The sequence below is a fragment of the Rouxiella sp. T17 genome (genome assembly GCF_036663475.1).
In the GTDB taxonomy this organism is placed as follows: domain Bacteria; phylum Pseudomonadota; class Gammaproteobacteria; order Enterobacterales; family Enterobacteriaceae; genus Rouxiella.
Map to the genome: position 1 here is coordinate 21,774 of NZ_JAWUEA010000035.1, position 19,494 is coordinate 41,267.

At 51.9% G+C, this 19,494-nt stretch carries 18 protein-coding genes; 6 read left to right on the forward strand and 12 right to left on the reverse strand.

Translation table 11 applies throughout. The annotated features are described in order from the left end of the window. Positions 1-7 precede the first annotated feature (7 nt). Positions 8-1,645 carry a sensor histidine kinase gene (locus SC206_RS13540; protein ID WP_332737968.1) on the reverse strand — a complete coding sequence of 546 codons (1,638 nt, stop codon included), beginning with the start codon at positions 1,643-1,645 and terminating at the stop codon, positions 8-10. Between the two features lie 206 nt (positions 1,646-1,851). On the opposite strand from SC206_RS13540, the gene SC206_RS13545 reads away from it, so the two are divergent. Further along, on the forward strand, positions 1,852-3,243 hold the full coding sequence (locus SC206_RS13545) for a 2-hydroxycarboxylate transporter family protein (RefSeq protein WP_332737969.1): 1,392 nt from the start codon (positions 1,852-1,854) through the stop codon (positions 3,241-3,243). 132 nt (positions 3,244-3,375) lie between these two features. Here the strand turns inward: SC206_RS13545 and nrdF are convergent, their stop codons facing one another. The 5 genes from nrdF to SC206_RS13570 all read right to left on the reverse strand — a co-directional run bounded on the left by nrdF (position 3,376) and on the right by SC206_RS13570 (position 7,994). Then, positions 3,376-4,359: a class 1b ribonucleoside-diphosphate reductase subunit beta gene (nrdF, locus tag SC206_RS13550; protein ID WP_332737970.1), complete on the reverse strand. Its 984-nt coding sequence runs from the start codon at positions 4,357-4,359 to the stop codon at positions 3,376-3,378. A gap of 24 nt (positions 4,360-4,383) precedes the next feature. Next, positions 4,384-6,534 (reverse strand): class 1b ribonucleoside-diphosphate reductase subunit alpha, encoded by a 2,151-nt coding sequence (nrdE, locus tag SC206_RS13555; RefSeq protein ID WP_332737971.1) that lies wholly within the window; start codon positions 6,532-6,534, stop codon positions 4,384-4,386. Further along, positions 6,516-6,920: a class Ib ribonucleoside-diphosphate reductase assembly flavoprotein NrdI gene (gene nrdI, locus SC206_RS13560; protein WP_332737972.1), complete on the reverse strand. Its 405-nt coding sequence runs from the start codon at positions 6,918-6,920 to the stop codon at positions 6,516-6,518. The genes nrdE and nrdI overlap by 19 nt, the downstream gene beginning before the upstream one ends. An 8-nt stretch (positions 6,921-6,928) precedes the next feature. Then, on the reverse strand, positions 6,929-7,168 hold the full coding sequence (gene nrdH, locus SC206_RS13565) for a glutaredoxin-like protein NrdH (protein ID WP_045045942.1): 240 nt from the start codon (positions 7,166-7,168) through the stop codon (positions 6,929-6,931). A gap of 517 nt (positions 7,169-7,685) precedes the next feature. Further along, on the reverse strand, positions 7,686-7,994 hold the full coding sequence (locus SC206_RS13570; RefSeq protein WP_332737973.1) for a DUF883 family protein: 309 nt from the start codon (positions 7,992-7,994) through the stop codon (positions 7,686-7,688). A 326-nt stretch (positions 7,995-8,320) separates the two neighbouring features. On the opposite strand from SC206_RS13570, the gene SC206_RS13575 reads away from it, so the two are divergent. Both SC206_RS13575 and SC206_RS13580 read left to right on the forward strand, forming a co-directional pair. Continuing rightward, positions 8,321-9,517 (forward strand): MFS transporter, encoded by a 1,197-nt coding sequence (locus SC206_RS13575; RefSeq protein WP_332737974.1) that lies wholly within the window; start codon positions 8,321-8,323, stop codon positions 9,515-9,517. A 154-nt stretch (positions 9,518-9,671) separates the two neighbouring features. After that, complete coding sequence (locus SC206_RS13580; RefSeq protein WP_332737975.1) at positions 9,672-10,007, forward strand: DUF2002 family protein; 336 nt, start codon at positions 9,672-9,674, stop codon at positions 10,005-10,007. 125 nt (positions 10,008-10,132) lie between these two features. Here the strand turns inward: SC206_RS13580 and SC206_RS13585 are convergent, their stop codons facing one another. Together SC206_RS13585 and SC206_RS13590 are read right to left on the reverse strand one after the other, a co-directional pair. Beyond that, on the reverse strand, positions 10,133-11,194 hold the full coding sequence (locus SC206_RS13585) for a glycosyltransferase family 9 protein (protein WP_332737976.1): 1,062 nt from the start codon (positions 11,192-11,194) through the stop codon (positions 10,133-10,135). A gap of 50 nt (positions 11,195-11,244) precedes the next feature. Next, on the reverse strand, positions 11,245-11,685 hold the full coding sequence (locus SC206_RS13590; protein WP_332737977.1) for a DUF1198 domain-containing protein: 441 nt from the start codon (positions 11,683-11,685) through the stop codon (positions 11,245-11,247). Between the two features lie 208 nt (positions 11,686-11,893). Between SC206_RS13590 and SC206_RS13595 the strand changes: the two genes are divergently transcribed. After that, a complete protein-coding gene (locus SC206_RS13595; protein WP_332737978.1) occupies positions 11,894-12,775 on the forward strand; it encodes a PhzF family phenazine biosynthesis protein in 882 nt (293 codons plus the stop codon). Positions 12,776-12,867: 92 nt separating this feature from the next. Here SC206_RS13595 and SC206_RS13600 read toward each other — a convergent pair whose 3' ends face one another. Continuing rightward, positions 12,868-14,145, reverse strand: a complete 1,278-nt coding sequence (locus tag SC206_RS13600; RefSeq protein WP_332737979.1) for a lysine N(6)-hydroxylase/L-ornithine N(5)-oxygenase family protein — start codon at positions 14,143-14,145, stop codon at positions 12,868-12,870. Between the two features lie 291 nt (positions 14,146-14,436). On the opposite strand from SC206_RS13600, the gene ada reads away from it, so the two are divergent. Further along, positions 14,437-15,561 (forward strand): bifunctional DNA-binding transcriptional regulator/O6-methylguanine-DNA methyltransferase Ada, encoded by a 1,125-nt coding sequence (gene ada, locus SC206_RS13605; protein ID WP_332737980.1) that lies wholly within the window; start codon positions 14,437-14,439, stop codon positions 15,559-15,561. A 13-nt stretch (positions 15,562-15,574) separates the two neighbouring features. Here ada and SC206_RS13610 read toward each other — a convergent pair whose 3' ends face one another. Continuing rightward, entirely contained in the window at positions 15,575-16,294 is a 720-nt protein-coding gene (locus SC206_RS13610) for a GNAT family N-acetyltransferase (protein ID WP_332737981.1), read from the reverse strand. 236 nt (positions 16,295-16,530) lie between these two features. Here SC206_RS13610 and SC206_RS13615 point away from each other — a divergent pair, with 236 nt between their 5' ends. Then, positions 16,531-17,310, forward strand: coding sequence for a 2OG-Fe(II) oxygenase (locus SC206_RS13615; RefSeq protein WP_332738234.1), 780 nt, complete (start codon positions 16,531-16,533; stop codon positions 17,308-17,310). Between the two features lie 98 nt (positions 17,311-17,408). Here SC206_RS13615 and SC206_RS13620 read toward each other — a convergent pair whose 3' ends face one another. Both SC206_RS13620 and SC206_RS13625 read right to left on the reverse strand, forming a co-directional pair. After that, positions 17,409-18,512, reverse strand: coding sequence for a DUF2817 domain-containing protein (locus SC206_RS13620; RefSeq protein WP_332737982.1), 1,104 nt, complete (start codon positions 18,510-18,512; stop codon positions 17,409-17,411). Between the two features lie 31 nt (positions 18,513-18,543). Next, positions 18,544-19,329 (reverse strand): ABC transporter substrate-binding protein, encoded by a 786-nt coding sequence (locus tag SC206_RS13625; protein ID WP_332737983.1) that lies wholly within the window; start codon positions 19,327-19,329, stop codon positions 18,544-18,546. Positions 19,330-19,494: the final 165 nt, after the last annotated feature.

Consider the following 19,494-nt stretch of genomic DNA (forward strand, 5'->3'; position numbering starts at 1 on the left):
AAGTGTCTCATTTCTTTTTATGCGCAATGGCGTTATACGGAATGAAGACCGAAAAAACGCTGCCGCTGGGAAGATTGTCCGCGATTTCAATCATTCCCTGCGCCTGACGGACATAACTGGCGACCACGTAAAGGCCGATTCCATGTTCGCTGCCGGTGCGCGCAGAGTGGCTGACAGGCTTGCTGCTGACGCCCTGCTCAAACAGCCGAGGCCGAATGTCGGCATCAATACCGGCACCGCGATCGGCGACCTCAATAATCAGCTGGTCGCCGCTGCGGGTCAAATAGAGTTCGACCGGCGCGTGCGGCGCATCAACTTTTAACGTCGCCTCTATCGCGTTATCGATTAAATTTCCAACGATCGACATCAGCTCGTTTTCACTCAGCGCGGCGGGCAACGCGCCAAGTTCGCACGCCGGATCAAACTGTAGCTCGATGCCTTTTTCCCGCGCGCTGGCGAACTTGCCCAGCAGCAGGCCGCAAAGCTCAGGCGATTGAAAACGCTGTGAAATAAAGTCCAGAATGGCCTGCGCCTCTTTCGACTGCGCCTGCACATAATCCAGCGCCTCGTCATAACGTTGCATCTGTAGCAGCCCGGCCAGCGTGGCGGTCCAGTTGAGCTGCTCGTGACGCAAAATACGCAGATTATCGGCGTAGCGCGTTACCTGACTCAGCTGGCTGCTTAAGGTATTAATGTCATTTTTATCGCGGAAGCTGAAAATCCAGCCGTGCAGCGCGGGCTCGGGCAGCTCAATCGGCACGCGATTAACAATCACCTGCCGCCCGTTAAACAGCGCGATTTCGTCGTGCCGCTCGCTCGGCTCTTTCGGCGCGATAAAAAAGTCAGTTGAGGTCTCGATCACCGCATCAATTCGCCGACCCACCAGCTGGGCTTCCGGCTGAGTCAGGGCCAACAACTCCCGCGCCGCGCGATTAATCGTGAGGATATGTAGATGCTCGTCGATGGCGATCACCCCTTCATACACCGCCTCCATCAGGGCTTTTTGCTGGCGCACCAGCAGGGTGATTTCGCGCGGCTCCAGCCAGAACATCTGCTTTTTAAGATTCTTGCTGAACAGCCACGAGAAGCCAAACAGCGCTAACAGCAGCAGCACGCCGAACAGCAGCGCCTGCGCCAGCTGGGAAAAGGTAATATCGGCAATATAGGAGGTCAGATAGCCGACCGAAACGATGCCGACCACGCGCCCATTATCGTCATAAATTGGCGCCTTGCTGCGCAGCGACACGCCCAGCCCGCCCTGACGCACCGAAATGATCGTCTTGCCCGCCAGCACCTCGTCGTTGTCGCCGCCGACCATCGGCTGATTAATAGTTTGCGGCTGGCTCGAGTGATAAAGATGAATCTCGTGACTGTCGCCGATCACGATATAACTGGCGTCGCTGCGCTGGCTCAGCGGGGCAATCAGGCGCGCGATGGCGGCGTTGTCGTGTGCGATCACCTTTTGACTCAATCCCGGAATCAGGGCGATTTCGCTGGCCTGCACCTTGGCGCGATTGCCCAGATCGTGATGCATCTGATTATCGACAATATGAAAAACAAAGGCGCCCAGCACCACCAGCAGCAGGCAGGAAAACGCCACCAGATAGAGGAATAATTTTATCTGAAAACTGAGCTTGGCTCGCATCGCCTGACCTGACTGTTAGAGGGGTTATGGCCATTTTTACTAAAAAACCGCTAATAATTATACGATTATTAACATTAACTCCATAAAAACCATTACAACCTTTAACACTGTGGGTTTAATTTGAAAGCCGTCACAGTGGCGCAGGGCGACGATTCCTATCCTGTTTTCAGTTCAAACGAACAGCTAACAAGAAAGAGGACGAATCGATGAGCACCACTGATGATTCTTACATTGTCGTAAAAGAAACAGAGGCGAAAGCAAAAGAGCACGCCGCCGCCCGCCAAATGGCCGCCGCGACGGCAAGACGCGATCGCTGGTGGCACGTGCTGGACAACTATAAAGTCGGCATTATTCCGCTGCCGTTCTTTGTATTGGCGGGCGTTCTGATTCTGCTGGACTGCCTGAGCGGCAAATTGCCCAGCGACATTGTGGTCATGGTCGCTACGCTCGCCTTCTTCGGCTTTGCCTGCGGCGAATTTGGCAAACGCCTGCCGCTGCTCGGCAAACTCGGCGCGGCCGCCATCTGCGCCACCTTTATTCCGTCGGCGATGGTGCATTACGGCCTGCTGCCCGACGTAGTCGTTGAGTCCACCACCAAATTCTACAAGTCGACCAACATTCTCTACCTTTATATCTGCTGCATTATTGTCGGCAGCATTATGAGCATGAACCGTCAGGCGCTGATTCAGGGTTTCCTGCGTATTTTCATTCCGATGCTGTGTGGCGAAATCGTTGGCATGCTGGTGGGTATGGCGGTCGGAATGGCGCTCGGCCTGCCGCCGTTCCAGATTTTCTTCTTCCTTATCCTGCCTATCATGGCCGGCGGCGTGGGTGAAGGCGCGATCCCGCTGTCGATGGGTTACGCGGCGATTCTGCATATGGAGCAGGGCGTGGCGCTCGGCAAGATCCTGCCGATTGTGATGTTGGGCGGGCTGACGGCGATTGTGCTGGCAGGGATTCTAAATCAGCTGGGCAAACGTTATCCGCACCTGACCGGCGAAGGCTCGCTGATGCCCAGCAAGAAGGGCGCGATCACCAACGGTAATGACGAATTCGAAGGCATGCCGGGCGTTAATGCTCTGGCCTGTGGCGCGCTGCTGGCAATCCTCCTTTATATGGTTGGGATGCTCGGACAAAGGCTGATCGGCCTGCCCGCGCCTGTCGGCATGCTGTTTGCGGCGGTGGCGGTCAAGCTGGCGCACGGCGTCTCACCGAGCATTCAGCACGGCTCGATGGCGGTCTATAAATTTTTCCGCACGGCGGTGACCTACCCGATTCTGTTTGCCGTCGGTGTGGCGATTACGCCGTGGCAGGAGCTGGTAGACGCCTTCACGCTGCAAAATCTGCTGGTGATCGTCTCGACGGTGAGCGCGCTGGTCGGCACGGGTTTTGTGGTCGGCAAAAAGATTGGCATGCATCCCATCGACGTGGCGATCGTCTCCTGTTGTCAGAGCGGGCAGGGCGGCACGGGCGACGTAGCGATTCTGACTTCTGGTAATCGCATGACGTTAATGCCTTTTGCGCAAATCGCGACGCGAATTGGCGGGGCGATCAACGTGTCGATTGGCCTACTGGTGCTGGCGAAATTCTTCTCCTGATCTGCCTATCTCTATAAGTACTTGTGTTTGTAAGTAATAAAATGAAGAAACAAAAAACCCGCCGGGCTGAACAAACAGCGCGGCGGGCTTTTTATGAATGCCAGTTTATTGATGCCAGCGTTTAAGAAACGCTTAGAAATCCCAGTCTTCGTCTTCGGTATTAACAGCTTTACCAATGACGTAAGAAGAGCCTGAACCCGAGAAGAAGTCGTGGTTTTCATCGGCGTTAGGCGACAATGCCGACAGAATGGCCGGATTCACGTCTGCCATGCTCGCCGGGAAGAGTGGCTCGTAGCCCAGATTCATCAGCGCCTTGTTGGCGTTGTAGTGCAGGAATTTCTTCACATCTTCGCTCCAGCCGACGCCGTCATACAGCTCTTCGGTGTAGCGAACTTCGTTGTCATACAGATCCTGAATCAGATCAAAGGTTTGATCTTTAATCTGACGCTGGCGCTCTTCACTCTCTTTCTTCAACGCCTGCTGGAATTTGTAGCCAATGTAGTAACCGTGTACCGCTTCATCACGAATGATCAGGCGGATCAGGTCGGCGGTGTTGGTCAGCTTGGCGCGGCTCGACCAGTACATCGGCAGGTAAAATCCTGAATAGAAAAGGAAAGATTCCAGGAACACGCTGGCGACTTTCTTCATCAGCGGATCTTCACCGTTGTAGTAAGAAAGCACGATCGCCGCCTTGTTTTGCAGCGCGACGTTCTCCTCGCTCCAGCGATAGGCTTCGTCAACGTCCGACGTTGCGCACAGCGTCGAGAAAATCGAGCTGTAAGAGCGCGCGTGAACCGCCTCCATGAAGCAGATATTCGAGTACACCGCCTCTTCGTGCGGCGTAACGGCGTCTTTCATCAGCGTCGGCGCGCCAATGATATTTTGCACCGTATCAAGCAGCGTCAGGCCGGTAAACACCCGAATTGTCAGCTGTTTTTCCTTGGCGCTGAGCGTCGCCCAGGACGGAATATCATTCGACAACGGCACCTTTTCCGGCAGCCAGAAGTTGGAGGTCAGACGGTTCCACACCTCGAGATCTTTATCGTCCTGAATCTTGTTCCAGTTGATAGCCTTGCTGATCGGCTGGACCGGCAGCAGCTGTTTGACCGAACTCATGTGATTTCCTTTAAATTTTTTCAGTTACAGCGTGCACGACACACAGCCCTGTACTTCAGTGCCTTCCAGCGCCATCTGGCGCAGACGGATGTAATAGATAGTCTTGATGCCTTTGCGCCACGCGTAAATCTGCGCTTTGTTGATGTCGCGGGTGGTGGCGGTATCGCGGAAGAACAGCGTCAGCGACAGGCCCTGATCGACGTGCTGCGTGGCTTCGGCATAGGTATCAATAATTTTTTCCGGGCCGATTTCGTAGGCATCCTGGTAGTAATCCAGATTGTCGTTGGTCATAAAGGCCGCCGGATAGTAAACGCGACCGATTTTGCCCTCTTTGCGGATTTCTACGCGCGAGACAATCGGGTGAATACTGGAAGTCGAATTATTGATGTACGAAATAGAACCCGTTGGCGGAACCGCCTGCAAATTCTGATTGTACAGGCCGTGCGCCATCACCGACTCTTTCAGCGCGGCCCATTCGGCAACGCCCGGGATCGTGATACCCGCGTCGGCGAACAGCTCGCGCGCGCGCTCGGTTTTCGGGTGCCAGATGTCCTGCAAATACTTGTCAAAATACGCACCGCTGGCGTAGGCCGAATCTTCAAAGCCTTTAAACGTCTGCTGGCGTTCAATGGCGAGCAGGTTAGAGGCGCGTACAGCGTGATAGGCCACGCTGTAGAAATAAAGATTGGTGAAATCTAGCGCTTCCGGCGAGCCGTAATAAATACGTTCACGCGCCAGATAACCGTGCAGGTTCATCTGACCCAAACCGATGGCGTGGGAATCGTGATTACCCTGTTCGACGGACGGCACGGAGCGAATGTTGCTCATGTCCGACACGGAGGTCAGCGCGCGAATAGCCATCTCGACCGAGAGGCCAAAGTCCGGCGAATCCATCGCGGCGGCAATATTCAGCGAGCCGAGGTTGCAGGAGATATCCTTGCCAATCTCTTTATAAGAGAGATCTTCGCCATAAATCGTGGCGGAGTTAACCTGCAAAATCTCGGAGCACAGGTTGCTCATGTTAATGCGGCCCTTGATCGGGTTGGCGCGGTTAACGGTATCTTCGAACATCATGTACGGATAGCCTGATTCAAACTGAATCTCGGCCAGCACCTGGAAGAATTCGCGCGCGTTGATTTTGGTTTTATGAATGCGCTTGTCATTCACCATCTCGCGATACTTCTCGGTGATGCTGATTTCAGACATCGGCTTGCCGTACACTTTTTCGATGTGATACGGCGAGAACAGGTACATATCTTCGTTGTTTTTCGCCAGCTCGAAAGTGATATCCGGGATCACCACACCGAGCGACAGCGTTTTGATACGGATTTTTTCGTCGGCGTTTTCGCGCTTGGTATCGAGGAAACGCAGAATATCCGGATGGTGAGCATTCAGATAAACCGCGCCCGCGCCCTGACGCGCACCCAGCTGATTGGCGTAGGAGAAGGCGTCTTCCAGCATTTTCATAATCGGGATCACGCCCGATGACTGGTTTTCAATGCGCTTGATAGGCGCGCCGACTTCACGAATGTTGGTCAGCATAAAGGCCACGCCGCCGCCGCGTTTCGACAGTTGCAGCGCGGAGTTTACCGAACGGCCAATCGACTCCATGTTGTCTTCGATACGCAGCAGGAAGCACGACACCAGTTCGCCGCGCTGTTTTTTACCGCAGTTCAGAAACGTCGGTGTCGCAGGCTGGAAACGGCCGCTGATGATTTCGTCGACCATGTGACCGGCGAGCTTGATGTCGCCCTGCGCCAGCGTGAGCGCGACCATGCAGACGCGATCTTCATAACGTTCGAGATAGCGTTTGCCGTCGAAGGTTTTCAGCGTGTAGCTGGTGTAATACTTGAACGCGCCCAAAAAGGTCTGGAAGCGGAATTTTTTGGCGTAGGCCTGCTTGAAGAGACGTTTGATATCTTCAAACGCGTACTGATCCAGCACCACGGCGTCGTAATAGCCTTCTTCCACCAGATAACGCAGCTTTTCCGAAAGGTTATGGAAAAACACCGTGTTCTGATTTACGTGTTGAAGAAAGTACTGGCGCGCGGCCAGCTTGTCTTTATCAAACTGAATTTTTCCTTCGGCATCGAACAGATTTAACATCGCGTTTAACGCATGATAGTCCGGCGTGCCGACACCGGGATCGGTGATTGCTAATTCTGTCGCTGCCAAAATTCAGTTACTCCCTTTTTTACCGACTCAACGTCTTCCGGTGTGCCGAGCAGTTCAAAGCGATACAGGTAAGGAACCTGACACTTTTTCGCGACAATTTCACCGGCAATACAGTACGCTGCGCCGAAATTAGTGTTGCCAGCGGCGATTACGCCGCGGATGAGGTTTCGATTGTGTTCGTCGTTGAGGAAGTGGATAACCTGTCGCGGGACGGCGCCAACCGTCGTGCCTCCGCCGTAGCTAGGCACCACCAGAATGTAGGGTTCATCGACGCGGAGTTTCTCACGCGTGGGTGAAATCGGGATTCTGATGGCCGGCAAGCCAAGCTTGCCGACAAAGCGATGGGTGTTTTCCGACTTACTCGAAAAATACACCAGGCAGCTCATAGCGGGCCTTAGTGGACTTCCTGCATTTGGCGCAGGGCGGTGATTTTGTCAGGACGGAAGCCTGACCAGTGATCGTCGCCTGCAACGATGACCGGAACTTGCTGATAGCCCAGCGAACGGACGTGGCCCAGAGCTTGCGCGTCTTGCGTCAAATCGATCACTTGATAGTCAATGCCATGTTTGTCCAGGGCGCGGTAGGTCGCGTTACATTGGACGCAGTCTGGTTTGCTGTAAATGATTATGCTCATGATTCGCATTTACCTTTAGGGTAAGAGGACTTTAGTGTTTACGGCTTATATTCTGCCTGTCGCAGGGCAGATGTGCAGCAGATAAGGCGTAAGATTCGTGCTGGCGGACTATGTCGCGCCGAACACTAAAATACTAGATGTTGTGTTCAGAGATATCAACCCGCCTAGATATAGGCTTTTTATATGATAGGCTCATAATTATAAAAAATAGGCCGACAAGCCGCATGGAATCAGGCTTAGCAAAATTCAAGTTAAGAAAAGTTTTTTTTGTAAAGATGACTTTGTGTAAAAAAGAGTCAGTTTTTGTGGCGGAATAAAAAAACGCCCCGAAGCAGCGTGGGCCGCATCAAGGCGATTTTTCAAATAACGAGGCGTTATTGATCTAAATTCTTACTCAACTAACTACTGAAAAGTGGTCTTTTTTATCGCTATTTACTCGTGTGTTTCTGTCTCTAGTGTCTCTATCTATTAGAAACGCTATCAGAAACGTGAGTCGATTATTTACGACCCAACTATTCTATTTACGACCCAACAACACGCCGATCACGACACCGATAGCAGCGCCGACACCCACACCGTGCCACGGATTATCTTTCACATAGTTAGTGGCCTGACAGGCAGCATCGCGAGCGTGCTGGGTTAGATTAGTGTTGCCGCTGAAGCGGGAGCGGGCATCACGCAAGACGCCTTGCGCTTTGTCTTTGATCTTTTCAATCTCTTCCTTGGATTTTGAGTTACCGGATTTCAGCACTTCATCCAAAGTATCGGCCAGCAGCGAGATGTCTTCGTCAGCATTGCGTTCGATTTTGTCTGTTTTCTTAAACATTGAATTCTCCTTGTTTAACAGTTCTATTTCGCTTGTTTCGCGACCTGTTAAAAGCATAGCGCAATAATTTCTGCTGTGAACGAAATTACCGGCGATCGGCGATTAATTGCACAAATAGAAGAGTAAAATCAGCCATTTCCCGCAACTGCCAGTGTTATTTTCTCCAGTCGTGGCGCGGCTTTAGATTACGCCGCTCGGAATTGTCCGCAAAAGTGGAGGCGGTGTGACAATTGATGACATTTTTAAAACGTTTTTTCATTTGCAGGGCCGCCAAACCTGTTTATGCTTGGTATTCCTCACACTTCATACCACCATCCAGGCTAGTCATGTCATCCACAACGATTCAAACGAATTTACAGTTGAATAAACGCATACTGTCGATCGTGATTTTTACTTTTGTCTGCTATTTAAGCATCGGTTTGCCGCTCGCGGTGTTGCCCGGATTCGTCCATAACACCCTCGGTTTTAACTCCGTGCTGGCGGGTTTGATTATCAGCGTGCAGTATTTCGCGACGCTTGCCAGCCGTCCGCACGCCGGGCGTTTTGCCGATAATATCGGACCCAAAAAGGTCGTCATCTTCGGTCTCGCCTGCTGTGGGTTAAGTGGACTCTTTTATATTCTTGCCTGGATGAGTACCGGTTCACCCGTGCTCAGTTTGGTGTTCCTGTGCATTGGCCGCATATTTTTGGGCGTCGGCGAGAGCTTTGCCGCCACCGGCACTATTTTGTGGGGCATCGGCGCAACTAATCCTATCCACACCGGGCGCGTTATTTCGTGGAACGGCGTCGCCACTTATGGCGCGATGGCTGCCGGTGCGCCTCTCGGCGTGTTTATCAACGGGCATTTTGGGCTGGTTGGCTTATCACTGACTATACTGTTGATAGCGGCGTTAGCGATTGCTCTGGCAAGTTCGAAGCAGGCGATTACCGTCGTTACGGGTAAACGTATCGCCTTCCGCGCCGTGGTCGGCAAGATTTGGATGCATGGCTTAGGGCTGGGTTTCGGTACCATTGGCTTCGGCGTTATCGCCACCTTCATCACGCTCTATTACGCGGATAAAGGCTGGGAAGGCGCGGCGTTTACCCTGACTCTATTTAGCCTCGGCTTTGTCGGCATGCGACTGATTTTCGGCAGCAATATCGCCCGTTTTGGCGGCCTGCGGGTATCTATTGTGTCGTTTGTCATCGAGATTATCGGCCTGCTGATCATCTGGCAGGGGATTAGCCCGTTTAGCGTTGAGATTGGCGCGTTCCTTACCGGCTCTGGCTTCTCGCTTATCTTCCCGGCGCTGGGCGTCGAGGCGGTGAAACAGGTGCCGCAGCAGAATCAGGGCACGGCGCTCGGGACTTACTCCGCATTTCTGGATTTGGGCCTTGGCATTACCGGACCCGTCGCGGGGATTGTGATTTCGCATTTCGGCACGCCGTCTATCTATTTAGCGGCCTCGTTTATGGTGCTGCTGGCAATGATGATTACCATCAAAATGCTGCGTATCGAAAAGAGGGCGAAACAGCCTCAGTAACGACGGCTTTCCCGTACGAGTCCTGTGTTAAGAGGATATCGTGTCGGGAAAAGCTTAGATAAATCCTAAATAGCCCTGATTTCGACGTAAATGCATTGTTTGGCAGATTTATTGCGGTAAGGTCGCTTTGCGGTTTTGAGAGTGAGGACAACCCATGTATTTACGGCCCGACGAAGTGGCAAGAGTTTTAGAAACATCAGGATTTGAACGCGATTTTATTGACGATAAAGCTTACGGTTATCGCCGTGGCGAGCACTACGTTTATGTTAATCGCGAGGCGCGTTTTGGGCGCACGGCGTTAGTGATTCATCCCGCCATGAAAGAGCGCAGCGAACGTTTTGCCGATCCGACCGCGTCGTTTCGTAGCAGCGACGTTTACACCCAGTTTCCCCTCGATTTAGAGAGTGAAACGGCGACCTATTACGGGATCTGCCACGGTTTCAGCTCTCGCCAGCTGTTAAGTAACTATCTGGATAACGTATTCAGATAAACGGTTTGCCCTTTCTATGCTTTCGTTAATGGCCACGCGTTCGTTAATGACCACCCAGAAGGTCTTTTACGACATCTCGTTGTTAACGACAAAATAGAAAGGGCCGCCTAGCTCTGCTTGCCCCATCACTGTGCTTTTTTCAGCAAGTTTCCAATTATCGGGAACGCCTGGCTCAGCGAATAGTCACAGACGTTCGCCTCATCGATAACAATCTGCGTGGCGCCAATATAGTTGGGTGCCCAGATTTTATAGCCGGGCAGGCCGGTATCTTTCAGCTTTCTTTTATTGTAAATCGCCACCAGCTGGCGATTCAGCGCGTTGGCGATATGTACAATCGACGTATCCGTGCTGATGATCAAATCTGCGATTCTCACCGTCTCGATCGCCGTATTAATCGTGCTGTCTGCCACCACATAAGCGCCGTGAGTGCTAAATGATTCGACCTTTTTTGTCGGCCCAATCATCACCACTTTACTGCTCGGATTGATATCATGAATAAACGAAATCAGCTCAATGACCTGCGCAGCAGAAAAATCTTTGTCCTGCGCGCCTGAAAAGGGATTGATAGCCACAACCATATCTTCAGCAACGTATTCAAGCGTCTGCACCACTTTTTGGTGTTCAATCTCGCATTCGCCCAGATGATATTTCGCGCACTCCGGTTCGATATTAAACAGGCGCAAAACCTGCTTGTGCCGTTCGGTAATGTGCTGCTCATCGTTAAGAAAATCGATGGGAAGATTATAGATATTCAGGCCCGACTTGTTGAAACCGATGTTATATCCAGCCTTGAGATCCCACGCCAGCTTGAGGCGTTCCAAATCTTGCACGTCATCAAAATCAATGACAACATCAAACCGTTGCGCGTGTAATTCCTTCAGCGACATGCGGTTTTTATACAAAAAAACTTTATCTAAATAGCGGCATTTTTCGAGCATCGTGCTGCAAAGCGGGCCGGTCAATACCGAGACCTGATAACCCTGTTGCGCCAATCGTTGTGCAGTAAACGTCGTGACCACCATATCGCCAATTTTGTCATCAAGACGTAGCAACAGAACATTACGAACGGCGGCGGGGTCAAAAAGCGGCCTAAAACGCCGAGTTTTTAGAAAGGAAATCAGCAGCGCTTTTTTGATGTTTCTTAAAAAGGCATTCTTGTTTCGATTTATATTTCTTATAACGCTCATGTTTATCGTCTTTTCTACCCAATCGCATTTTTATCAGAACAGACTTTTTATCAAACCAGATGCAGCTGATTGAAGGTTTCGTTGTAACTGCGACGGAACTGCGCAAGTTCAAAAGGTTCGATATCCAGCTCGGCAAAGTAGAACAGCGTCAGCTCGGCGTGCTCGCTCGTTAATACCGGATCAAGATGCGCGCGGACCAACACGTTGCGCCAGTGGGCGATATTCCCGTCGGAAGCGTCTTTTATAAAAGTGTGATAGATAAACACGATGTAGGCCGCTTTGCGGATTTCTTCGGCATAGCCGCTGCTAATCGAGCGAATAAACATCGCGCTTTGGCGTTTTCCCATCTCCAGCAGCATCGAATCGATGTAGACCGGCTTGATTTTCAACAGGCTAGCCAGCGAATCATTGGCCTTGCGGGTGTCGGCCGTCATAAACCAGTAGCCCACCACAAAAACCACCACCAGTGCAGCAATCATAATCCATATCATTCTTGAATCCGGCCTCCGGCCCAAATGCGTAATGGCAAAGAGTTTATAGGGTTGCAGGGCTTAATCAACTGCAATTAGCGATTGAAAATGCTAGCTTCATAAAGTGCAAATAAACTTAAATTCCCCATCAATGATGAAGTTTGCCAAAGCTTGCAGGCTAAACTTAAACAGCAAACTTTAATCACTTACTTTCCAAAAAGAGGGCGCTATGTCAGCCAAACGTCGTTTTAAACAGGTGGATGTCTTTACCGCGCAGGCGCTGAAAGGCAATCCGCTGGCGGTTATTCTTGATGCCGAAGGGCTGGATGACGAGCAGATGCAGGCGATCGCTCGCTGGACCAATCTTTCTGAAACCACCTTTGTATTGCCGCCGCAGGACCCTACCGCCGACTATCACGTGCGTATTTTTACTCCCGATACGGAGCTGCCATTCGCGGGTCATCCGACATTGGGCACCGCGCACGCTTTACTCGAATCTGGCCTGACGCCCAAAACCGCCGGGCAGCTGATTCAAGAGTGCGGCGTAGGTTTAGTGCCGGTGAATATTTTGCAAGAGGGTGGTTTGGCGTTCTGCGCGCCACCTGCCGAAATTCACGCGCTGGAAGCGGCCTGCATTCCTTTACTAAACGCGACCCTCAACGTTACGCCGTATGAAACGGGCAGCGAAGCGTTTGTCGTGAATATGGGGATTCGCTGGCTGGTGGTGAGAATGACTACCGCCGAAGAATGTTTGCAGGTAAATGTTGATTCCGCCGCGCTTGCCGCGCTGCAAAAGCAGGCGGGCGTGACGGGCATCGCGCTCTACGGCCCGCATTTTTCCGGTCAGGATTTCGATTACGAGGTGCGCGCGCTATTAGTCGAGCAATCGCAACTGGTGGAAGATCCGGTTACCGGCAGCGCCAACGCCTGTCTGGCTCGCGTGCTGGCGATGCAATATTTCCCTGACGGCGGCCAAACGCCGCAGCATTATCGCGTGCGTCAAGGCACCTGCCGCCAGCGCGATGGCCGTGTGTTTGTGCATTATGAAGACGGGCATCCGTGGATTGGCGGCGAAACCTGCACCCTCATCGACGGAACGCTCGCGCTTTAACACTCTTTCATGTTGTAAAAGTCATGATGTATTAAAAGTCATCACGTTATAAAAGTCATCACGTTATAAAAGTCATCATGTTGTAAAAGTCGTCACGCGCCCGGCCACCATTGCACCAGCGATTGGCTCGGGCTGATGTCGTAATGCGATTTGCCGAGCAGGTGATTAACGATTTTTGCCGAGCGCCAGGCGGTGAGCGTCAGCTGACCTTCGGCGCTGCCGTGACTGTGGATCCCCGCGTTGACCGCGTAAATACGATTGCTTTCCGGTCCGTCCCAACGCAGATTGAAATTCGGCCCGAGCGGCAGATGTTTTTCCCCGTCGTAGGGAATTCTGTCGAGCAACGGGCCGAGATAATCCGGCAGCCCCGGACGATAACCCGTCGCCAGAATAACGATATCCGCCTCGAAATGTTCCTCGCATTGGCTCATCCCGTGCTGGGCAAGGAGTGTAAAACGATCGTCGGCTGTACGCGTCACGCCTTTAAGCGTTCTGTGTGGCAGCAGCGAGACGTTTCTCGGCTCCTGCAACACGTCGAAACGGTGATACAAATGGTGATAAATCTTTTCCAGCGTGTGATAACTGATGCCGTCGGAAGGGAGTTTCTGCGTTTTAATCTCTTCCTGCCGCACTTCGTCGGGAAGCGTATAAAAATAGTTAACGTATTCCGGCGTGAAGTATTCGTTGGTAAAAATAGATTCATCCAGCGGCTGGAAGTTAGGTCGCCGCGACAGCCAGCTCAGGTGCGCGGGTTTGCCCCAGTGGCCGTCGAGCGTATTTAGCACGATATCTGCGCCGCTTTGTCCGCCGCCAACAATCATCACTCTTTTGCCCGTGAAATCGGTATTCAGCAATTCGATTTCGGCGGCATGGAAACAGTTTTTCCCAATCGCCGCGCGCGCCGTTTCCGGGATCCACGGCGCGTGGCCGGTTCCCAGACAAATATTGCGCGCCTGATATTCACCTTTCGCCGTTTGCACTCGAAAACAGTGCTGCCGATCGTCAAAATCAATTTTTTCAACCTGATGTGAAAAATGCAGATTGGACATTTTGCCGCAGGCCCACAGCAGATAATCCGAGAACTCGTCACGGCTGATAATTAATTGCTCGGTCGCCAGAAAACGGTAAATTTTTTTGCGCTCGACCAGATAGTTAATGAAAGAAAATTCGCTGCGGGGAGAAACCGTGGTGACCAGATCCTGCAAGACATAGGTCTGCATCGTGGCGGTGGGCAGTAACATTCCCGGGTGCCAGCCAAACTCTGTGTGCCCATCGAAAAAAGCGCTTTGAATCTGCCCGCAATCCTTCGCCATCGCTGCCAGGCTAAGGTTAAAAGGGCCAATACCTACACCAATAAGATCAAGAGTCATATCCGTTGCTCGCAGAATAAGGTGTTTTAAGCATAGTCGATGACGCGATAATTTAAGGGTGATGCAGTCCGAGATTAAGAATATTTGATGTGACGAAATTCAGGCTCTCGAATGATTTATCGGGCGCAATAATGGGCGCAGTAAGAATGGCATTAGGAATGTAGGCAAAGAGTGTGTGGAATGAAAAGTGCGGAATGAAAAAGCAAGCGGCGGAGTGTTAACATGTGTCGAAAGTCTTAAGGTAGCTTCCAACCTTCGATAAATCTCAACCTTCGTTGAGTGGGACAGCCCATGAAACAGCATGAGAAAGAGACCGCCTTTTCTACTGACCTACATGTTAGCGATGACGAACACTTCTCTTCAGAAGAACGTCGCTGGCAGGCTATTACACAGCGCGATGCCACCGCTGACGGGCAATTTTTTTATGCCGTTAAAACCACCGGCATTTATTGCGCGCCTTCTTGCCCGTCGCGCCAGCCAAATCGCGAAAACGTCGAGTTTTTTACCCTTGGCGAAGAGGCTGAACAGCGCGGATATCGGCCCTGTAAACGTTGTCGGCAGGGGCGAATTTCTCTGCATCAGCAGCACGCGCAGCAGATCGCACAAGCCTGTCGACTGCTTGAAAATAGCGATAAAACGCCGACTTTAGAGCAGCTTGCCTTTCAGGTCGGACTCAGCGCCTATCATTTTCATCGCCTGTTCAAAACATTTACCGGCCTGACGCCGCGCGCCTACGCGATGGCAAAAAGGCAGCAGCGCGTACGCGAAAATCTGGCGCAGCCTCTTTCCGTGACCTCGGCAATTCTTGAGGCGGGATATGGCTCGAATGGCCACTTTTATGGCTCATCCACGGCGCGTTTGGGCATGACGCCGAGTGATTATCGCGCGGGTGGAAAGGGTGTTGAGGTGTGGTTTGCCGTCGGACGCTGTTCGCTCGGCGATATTCTGGTGGCCGAAAGCCCGCGCGGCATCTGCGCAATTTTGCTCGGGGACGATCCGCAGGCGCTGGTCGAAAACCTGCAAAAAACGTTTACACACGCGCAGCTGCTCGGCGGTGATCCTGATTTTGAGGGGCGGATCGCGGCGATCGTCGGGTTCGTCGATGGCGATCGGGCTGAATTGGCGCTGCCGCTCGACATTCGCGGCACCGCTTTTCAGCAGCGCGTCTGGCAGGCTTTACGCGCCATTCCGCTAGGTGAAACGCTCAGCTATGCCGCCGTGGCGGCTAAAATCGGTTCGCCAAAAGCCGTGCGCGCCGTGGCGGGAGCCTGCGCCGCAAACTTGCTGGCCGTGGCTATCCCGTGTCATCGCGTAGTGAAAAGCAGCGGTGAGCTCTCGGGTTATCGCTGGGGCGTAGATCGTAAAAAACGGCTCCTGGAGCAGGAGCGGCAGGGCGCCGCGCCTAAATCCGTTTAACCGATTTTATTACTTAGTCAGCGCTGTCCGTAGGCATAAAGCTCTCGAGCTTGTGTTTTTGCAGGCCGCCCAGCGTAAAATTATCTTCATTAAGCCAGCGGCGAAAAGCGGCCTTAATCGGCAGCCATTCGCCGTCGAGCATCGAATACCAGCAAGTATCGCGATTATGCCCCTTGGTGATCAGCGCCTGACGGAACGTGCCCTCGAAGGTAAAACCAAAGCGTTTAGCGGCAATATTTGACGCATCGTTAAGGCTATTACATTTCCATTCACAGCGACGATAACCCAACTCATCAAACAGATAGCTGATCAGCAGGTAAATCGCCTCGGTTCCAAACCGTGAGCGCTTCATCAGCGGCGACCAGTTAACCCAGCCAATTTCAGCCACGCCGTTAGCGGCATCGATACGCATCAGCGACACGCCACCGATGGCGCGCTGAGTCTTCAGGTCGATTACGGCGAAATAGAGCGGATCTTTTTTGCTGGAGATTTCGTTGATGTACGCATCGCAAGCCTGCTGCGTCGCGGGGCGATCGATAGAAAAATAGGTCCAGTCGCGATCGTCATCAATGCTGTGCCAGGCATTAAACAGCGATTCACTGTGTTTCTCAACGTTTAATGGCTCAAGCTTGCAGTAATTTCCTGTTAAATCAATCCGCTCGGGCTGGGGCCGCGGTTGCCAGCCGGGAAGTTCGTCGCCAATAGGTTGGCCAAAATGATTAAGGGTAGTCATCTGAGGTTCCCTGAGTGAATGTGTCGGGCTAGTAAACGTGTCTGGGTAAAAGTTACCAAGGTGTCGTTTATATCAGCAGAAGAATCACTTTGCCGCAACCGCCAACATGGCTGAAAATTTATCTCATTTTGTCGATTGCGCGCTTCCTCGTTTGAGCAACATTGATTAAAGTGAAAGCAACTGATTTTTCCCTGATTTTTATCTGATATTTTCCTGATATTTCCCTGAGGATTATGATGCAAGCACTCGACACCCTGATAAATCTCTCTCGCAACCCGATTACCGACGATCAATATTTGGCGCAATGTAAGCAGACGCTGGACGAGAAAGGGGCTTTGGTTTTGCACAACTTTCTAAGCCCGGCTGCGCTGGCGGTGATTAAACAGGAAGGCGATGAAAATCAGCATTTGGCGTATTACACGCAAAGTCGTCACAACGTCTATTTACTGAAGCCCGACGACGGCCTGCCTGCGACGCATCCACGTAATCGACAAATTGTCTCGTCAAAAGGCTGCATCACCGACGATCAAATCCCTCAGCAATCACCTTTACGCGCGCTTTATGATGCGCCTGAATTTCAGGCTTTCCTCTGCGAAGTCTTAGGCGAACAGCAGCTTTATCCGTATGCCGACAAACTCTCTTCCATTAATTTGCATTACGCGGGGGAAGGGCAGGAGCTGGGCTGGCATTTCGACAACTCTTCGTTTGCCATAACCCTGCTTATTCAAAAACCTGAGGCGGGCGGTGTCTTTGAATACGTTGAGAATTTGCGTGATGCCGACAGCGGCGAGATGAATTTTTCGGGCGTTGAGAAACTGCTCGATAAAGAGCTTGAGCCAAAGAAATTGGCTATCGAAGCGGGCGATTTAGTGCTGTTCCGTGGGCGTAATGCGATTCACCGCGTAACGCCGACAGAAGGGGATGTCACCCGTATGCTGGTGGTGCTGGCCTATAATTCACAGCCGAATATTGCGCTGTCGGAAACCGCCAGAATGACCTTTTACGGCCGCGTTTAACTGTAAAAGACTGTAGAAAAAACATCGCCCGTCCAATAGGTTACAGTAGACGGGCGATGGTTTTAACGATGTTCGTACAGCTAACGATTTACGTAATGCTACAGAAGTGCCAACGCGCTAAAGCCACGACTGAAAATCTGCTGAGTTCGCAGGTGAACCAACTGCTGCCAGTCTTTATCCTGCGGATAAAAACCCTCAAATAACTCGCCTTTCACCTTTTTACCCTGCGCGCTCAAAGGGTCTCCGTAAAGATGCAGCCAATGATCGTCGCGCACCAGATGATGCATGGTTTCGCCGTCATAGGTCCCGCATTCGATAACCAGTTGGAGGAGCTGCGTATCGGGCAGATTATCCAGCATAAACTGTGACAGATAGCCGGTGGCCGTCGCCGTCACGCCGGTGTTACTGCCAATATTCTTGCCAGTAATCAACACGTAAAGCCACGGACCAAACACTTCTCGCGCCTGCTGCAAGGCCGGATAAGCCTGTTGAGCAATCGCCATTAGCATCGGGTGACCATACGCGCCCGCGCCCGTGTGCAAGTCAAAACTGATGGCGGCTTTGGCATGCGCCAGATGAGTTTTGATAATGGTAAGCAGCGTGCGATTCGACCAGCTTGGCTGCTGGCCACCGAAGAAAATCCCGTCGGCATGCGCGTATTGCCCCGCCTCGACAATCTTCTTCACTTCGCTCCAACCCGCTGTTTCAGAATGTTTTTCTAACAAATCATCCGCCGCGGCGCGTTCTGGCCCGTTCAAATCTTTGCTCAAATAAATATCATGCAGGTTTTCATAAAGTGCGTTATTCGGCAGCGCCTTGCTGAAGTCGACAAAGTTCCGGTTAAGATCCATGTTGTCTTCATTGACGCGACGCAGATGCGCGGTGCCCCAAGGATTGATCAGATGGATCATCACCACGGCAGTATCGGCTGGCAACACGTTGGCGTGATTCACTTTCAACCAGTCAATCTGGCACTGAGAACCATAATAGCCTTCGACGCCGTGGGTTCCCGAGACCACGACCAGCAGCCGTGGCGCAAGGGGATCGCCCAAGATCGCTACGTCGGTCGCCAGATCTTCACCTTTTGGACCTTTCAGAGGATGAGGATACTCGGTCACGCGCGCCCCGGCCTCCTGAGCGGCTGTCAGAAAACGTTGACGTTGCTGGCTAAAATCCGGTAGCCGTTCGTAACCTTGAAGCATCCTTATCTCCTTGAATAAACGGTGTTATTTATTATGCCTGCGGCTTTTTATTGTAGACTTCGAAGCTGAAGTATTTCTTCTCAATCTTCTCGAAAGTGCCGTTTTGATGGATAGCCACCAGCGCCTTGTTAATCATTTCCTGATGCTCTTTATCGCCCTTACGCAGGCCAATCGCAGTGCCGGCGCCCAGGTATTTTGGGTCGGTCAGCATCTCGCCGCTAAAGGCAAAACCTTTGCCCGCAGCAGTGTCGAGGAAGCCCGTCTGTGCGGCGGCGGCGTTGGTCAGCGTGGCATCGACACGGCCAGATTCAAGATCCTGATTAACCAGATCCTGATTCTGATAAGAGACCACGTTCACGCCTTTGCTCTGCCACAACGCCTGCGCGTAGGCTTCCTGAATCGTGCCCTGAGCAACACCGATTGATTTACCCTGCAAAGATTCTGGCGTCGGCAAGATGTTACTGCCTTTTTTGGCGATCAGAACGCTTGGAATATGGTAGAGCGTATCGGAAAAATCGACCTGCGCCTGACGTTTTGGCGTCACGGACATGGCGGACAATACCGCATCGAATTTTTTGGCATCAAGAGCAGGAATAATGCTGTCGAACGCGGTCTCGACCCACTGACATTTAACCTTTAATTCCTGACAAATCGCGTTACCTAAATCGATGTCAAAGCCCGCAAGGCTGCCGTCTGGCGCTTTGGTTTCAAAAGGGGCGAAAGTAGGGTCAACACCGAAGCGCAGGACCGAATCGGCATTCGCAAAAGAACTAAACGAAGCCAGAGCCAGCAGAGTGATCAACGCGCTTTTTTTCATCAACTATTCCTCAGAGTAAAATAACGGACTGTCGGAGCAAGATACGTACCATCTTTATAAGTTATTAACGAGAATACCTGAGTGAAAGGGGTAACAGAACTAGCCCGATAAAAACAGTGTAATGCTTCAGTTTGCAGGGGCTGAACAGGCCAAATATAGGGCTTA